3 protein-coding genes and 1 pseudogene are annotated in these 4,829 nt (G+C 66.1%); all 4 read left to right on the top strand.

Annotated elements, in window-relative coordinates:
* Window positions 1-2,929, top strand: a 2,929-nt coding sequence (gene eccCb / locus VNW74_RS15315; protein WP_325678246.1) for a type VII secretion protein EccCb, incomplete at its 5' end; no start/stop codon positions are given.
* Between the two features lie 39 nt (window positions 2,930-2,968).
* Window positions 2,969-3,277, top strand: a complete 309-nt coding sequence (locus VNW74_RS15310) for a PE family protein (RefSeq protein ID WP_325678244.1) — start codon at window positions 2,969-2,971, stop codon at window positions 3,275-3,277.
* Between the two features lie 2 nt (window positions 3,278-3,279).
* Window positions 3,280-4,692: a PPE family protein gene (locus VNW74_RS15305; RefSeq protein WP_325678242.1), complete on the top strand. Its 1,413-nt coding sequence runs from the start codon at window positions 3,280-3,282 to the stop codon at window positions 4,690-4,692.
* Window positions 4,693-4,739: 47 nt separating this feature from the next.
* Window positions 4,740-4,829 (top strand): annotated as a pseudogene (gene esxG, locus VNW74_RS15300) (type VII secretion system protein EsxG); the annotation flags it as partial.

The raw sequence follows: 4,829 nt of genomic DNA, 5'->3' as shown, positions 1-4,829 counted from the left end.
GCGTTGCGTGGCCGCACCACCCCACCGCGAACAGTATTCGGATCCGGAGAAGCCGATCCTGCGGATCGCGGGGGGCGCCATCCAACGCTGGCAGACGGGCGGCTGGCAGCCTTATGTCGACGCCGCCGACCAACTCGGCGTCGACGAGGCCACCCACCTCGCCCGCCAGCTGTCCCGGTGGGACTCCAACCCGACCCACATCGGGCTGCGTTCGGCCGCCACCCGCGGTGCCTCCTTCACCACGCTGACCGGGATCCCCGACGCGTCGCGGCTGGACGTGCCCACGGTGTGGGCGCCGCGCCGCCGCGACGACGAGTTGCGCGTTCCGATCGGTGTCACCGCGACCGGCGAGCCGCTGATGTTCGACCTCAAGGATGAGGCCGAGGGCGGGATGGGCCCGCACGGCCTGATGATCGGTATGACCGGTTCCGGCAAGTCACAGACCCTGATGTCGATCCTGTTGTCACTGTTGACGACTCACTCTGCTGATCGGCTGATCGTCATCTACGCAGACTTCAAGGGTGAGGCCGGCGCGGACATCTTCCGCAACTTCCCTCAGGTCGTCGCGGTGATCTCGAACATGGCCGAGAAGAAATCGCTTGCCGACCGGTTCGCCGACACGCTGCGCGGCGAGGTCGCGCGTCGGGAGATGATGCTGCGCGAGGCCGGTCGCAAGGTGCAGGGCAGCGCGTTCAACTCAGTGACCGAGTACGAGAACGCGATCGCCGCCGGACATGATCTGCCGTCGATCCCGACGCTGTTCGTCGTCGCCGACGAATTCACATTGATGCTGGCCGACCACCCCGAGTACGCGGAGCTGTTCGACTACGTCGCCCGCAAGGGCCGGTCGTTCCGGATCCACATCCTTTTCGCTTCACAGACATTGGATGTGGGCAAGATCAAGGACATCGACAAGAACACCTCGTACCGGATCGGTCTGAAGGTGGCCAGCCCCTCGGTGTCGCGGTCGATCATCGGTGTGGAGGACGCGTACCACATCGAGTCGGGCAAGGAGCACAAAGGCGTTGGGTTCCTGGTGCCCGCGCCCGGCGCCGCTCCGATTCGATTCCGCAGCACCTACGTCGACGGCGTCTACGATCCGCCTCGGGCGCCGAAAATGCTTGTGGTGCATTCGGTTCCGGAGCCGAAGCTGTTCAGGGCCGGGCGGGTGGAACCCGACCAGACCACGGTGATCGCCAAGAACGGCCACGACGAGCCGGTCGCCCCATCACGCAAGTTGATCGCCACCATCGGTGACCAGCTGGCACGTTATGGTCCACGCGCACCTGAGCTGTGGCTGCCGCCGCTCGATGACGCGATCCCGCTGAGCACGGTGCTGGCCCGCGCGGCGCTGCCGCGGGGCCAGTGGCGTTGGCCGCTGGGCGAAATCGACAAGCCGTTCGAGATGCGCCGCGACCCGCTGGTGTTCGATGCACGGTCGTCGGCCGGCAACATGGTGATCCATGGTGGGGCAAAGTCAGGCAAATCGGCCGCCCTGCAGACGTTTATCTTGTCGGCGGCAAGCCTGCACTCGCCCAGCGAAGTGAGTTTCTACTGCCTGGACTATGGCGGCGGTCAGCTGCGGGCGTTGGAGGACTTGGCGCATGTCGGCAGCGTGGCCTCGGCGCTGGAACCGGAGCGGATCCGCCGCACCTTCGGGGAGCTCGAGCAGCTGCTGCGGTCACGCCAGCAGCGCGAGGTGTTCCGGGACAAGCAAGGGCCGGATGACGGGCGGGGCCAGGTCTTCCTGGTTATCGACAATCTCTATGCCTTCAGCCGGGATAACACCGATCAGTTCAACACCCGCAACCCGTTGCTGGCGAAGGTGACCGAGCTCGTCAACATCGGGCTGGCCTACGGCATCCACGTGGTCGTCACCACCCCCAGCTGGCTGGAGGTGCCGCTGGCGATGCGAGACGGTCTTGGGCTGCGGCTGGAGCTGAAGCTGCATGACGCCCGCGACAGCAACGTCCGGTTGGTCGGTGCACTGCACCGTCCGGCCGAGGCGGTGCCCGCCGACCAGCCGGGTCGCGGGCTGACCATGGCCGCCGAGCACTTCCTGTTCGCGGCACCCGAACTGGACCAGGTCGCCGCGATCAACGCCCGCCATCCCGGCGTCACGGCGCCGCCGGTGCGGTTGCTACCGACCAACCTGGCGCCCGCCGCGGTCGGCGCGGTGTATCGAGGCACTGACCGGATCGTTATCGGCCAGCGCGAAGAAGACTTGGCCGCAGTCGAACTCGACTTCGCCGAGAATCCGTTGCTGATGGTGCTGGGCGACACCAAATCGGGTAAGACCACGCTGTTGCGCCACATCATCCGCACCATCCGCGACAACTCGACTCCCGACCGGGTCGCGTTCACGGTGCTGGATCGCCGGTTGCATCTCGTCGATGAGCCGTTGTTCCCCGACAACGAATACACCACAAATGTCGACCGGGTGCTGCCGGCGATACTCGGCTTGTCGGCGCTCATCGAAAAGCGGCAACCACCGGCGGGGCTCTCGACCGCCCAGCTGACCGGCTGGTCATACGAGGGGCACACCCACTACCTGATCGTCGACGACGTCGATCAGGTACCGGATGCGCCGGCGATGACGGGTCCGTTCGTCGGGCAGCGGCCCTGGACTCCGCTGCTCGGGTTGCTGGCACAGGCCAGCGACCTGGGGCTGCGGGTGATCGTCACCGCGCGCGCAACCGGTTCCGCGCATGCGCTGATGACCAGCCCGTTGCTGCGCCGGTTCAACGACCTACAGGCAACCACGTTGATGTTGTCGGGCAATCCGGCGGACGGCGGAAAGATTCGCGGTCAACGATTCGACCGGTTGCCCGCAGGTCGGGCAATCCTGCTGGGCGACACCGACACCCCCACATATGTGCAGTTGGTCAACCCGCTCGTCGACGAAAGTGTGGCCGTCGATGGTCGGTGAGTTTCATCGAAAGTGGTTCATCGAAAGGATGGAATTGCCATGACGTTGCGAGTCGTCCCGGAGGGTTTGGCCTCCGCCAGCGCCGCGGTCGAAGCGATCGCCGCCCGGCTGGCCGCCGCGCATGCGGGCGCGGCCCCGTTGATCTCCGCCGTAGTTCCGTCGGCGGCGGATCCGGTGTCGCTGCAGACTGCGGCCGGATTCAGCGCGCAGGGCACCGAGCACACCGCGGTTGCTGCCGAAGGCGTGGAAGAACTCGGCCGTGCCGGGGTCGGTGTCGGTGAGTCCGGCGTGAGTTACGCCGCCCGTGATGTGGCCGCTGCGTCGTCGTATCTCGGCTTCCACGGCTGACGATGACAGCGCCGGTGTGGATGGCTTCGCCGCCGGAGGTGCATTCAGCGCTGCTCAGCAGCGGTCCTGGACCCGGGTCGCTGCTGGCGGCCGCTGGGGCCTGGACGTCGCTGAGTACTGAATATGCCTCGGCTGCCAGCGAACTCACCACACTGTTGGGCGCGGTACAGGCCGGCGCGTGGGAGGGTCCAAGCGCCGAGCAGTATGTCGGCGCTCACTTCCCTTATCTCGCGTGGCTGACGGAGGCCAGCGCGAAGAGCGCGGGGGTGGCTGCTCAGCACGAGATCGCGGCGACCGCCTATACCAGCGCGTTGGCTGCGATGCCGACGCTTCCGGAGTTGGCCGCCAATCACCTCATTCACGGCCTGTTGATGGCGACGAACTTCTTTGGGATCAACACGATTCCGATCGCGCTGAACGAAGCCGACTACGCACGGATGTGGATTCAGGCGGCCACCACGATGGTCAGTTATCAGGCGGTTTCCGGGTCGGCGTTGGCGTCGGCCCCCCGCACCACGGCGGCACCGCCGGTGCTAAAAGCCAATACCGCGCTGGCGACCCCCGCCCAGTCATCATCGGGATCGAACTTCTTTACCGAGATTTTCGACCAGCTCCTCCAACTCATCCAGAACCCGGCCGGGACGCTCAATGCGATCTTCGCCGACCCGAGCGTGTGGTTTCCACTGTTGTTCTTCATTGGCTACGAGGCGTTCTTCATCCCGTTCGGAAACACCTTCTGGTCGATCGTGCTCAGTTCCCCGGCCTGGCTTGGGCTCATCCTCGGTCTGGCTCTCAACGCGCCGGCCGCTTTGGCTGGGCCGGCCGTCGTACCCGCAGTGGTCGGGGCCCGTGGAATCCTGGCCGGACAAGCCGCCGAGTTACCCGCGGTCGGCTTCTCTTCGCCCGGTGTTACCGCGACCACGACCGCATCGTCGACACCAGTGACAGGCGCCATGGCCGGCGTCTCGGCGGCCGCACCTGCCGCCGGCTTCGCCTACATGGTGGGCGGTCTTGGTCCCGATGCCGGGTCCGGGCCGACCTTGATTGATCGCAGGATCGACAAGGCACCCGGCCGCTACATCCCCGCGGCGGCCGCAGTGGGTGCCGTGAGTCGCGCGAAGGCGCGAGTACGGCGGCGTCGACGCGCCGAGATGCACGACCACGCCGACGAGTTCGCAGATATGAATATCGATGTCGACCCCGACTGGGGTGCGCCAACAGAGGCCTCGGTGCTGGCGTCGGATTCCGGTGCAGGGCCGTTGGGGTTTGTCGGGACGGTGCATAAGGACACTGCCGCTGAGGCGGCGGGATTGGCGACACTGAGCGGCAATGGGTTTGGCGGGGGGCCGAGTATGCCGATGGTGCCGGGGACGTGGGGGCCCGATGCGCCGCCGGGGGAGGGGGATGACCGCTGAATGTGCTTGTTTGGCAACGGTAGTCGATTAGAGAAAGGATTTACTTGATGAGTATGTTGGATGCTCATATTCCGCAGTTGGTGGCCTCGCAGTCGGCGTTTGCCGCCAAGGCGGGGTTGATGCGCAGCACGATCGGT

Source organism: Mycobacterium sp., assembly GCF_035570115.1.
GTDB lineage: Bacteria > Actinomycetota > Actinomycetes > Mycobacteriales > Mycobacteriaceae > Mycobacterium.
This window is presented reverse-complemented; position numbering and strand designations above follow the sequence as displayed.

Coding starts and splice junctions, on each gene's coding strand:
- VNW74_RS15310 (WP_325678244.1), top strand. CDS start 2,969: ATGACGTTGCGAGTCGTCCCGGAGGGTTTGGCCTCCGCCAGCGCCGCG.
- VNW74_RS15305 (WP_325678242.1), top strand. CDS start 3,280: ATGACAGCGCCGGTGTGGATGGCTTCGCCGCCGGAGGTGCATTCAGCG.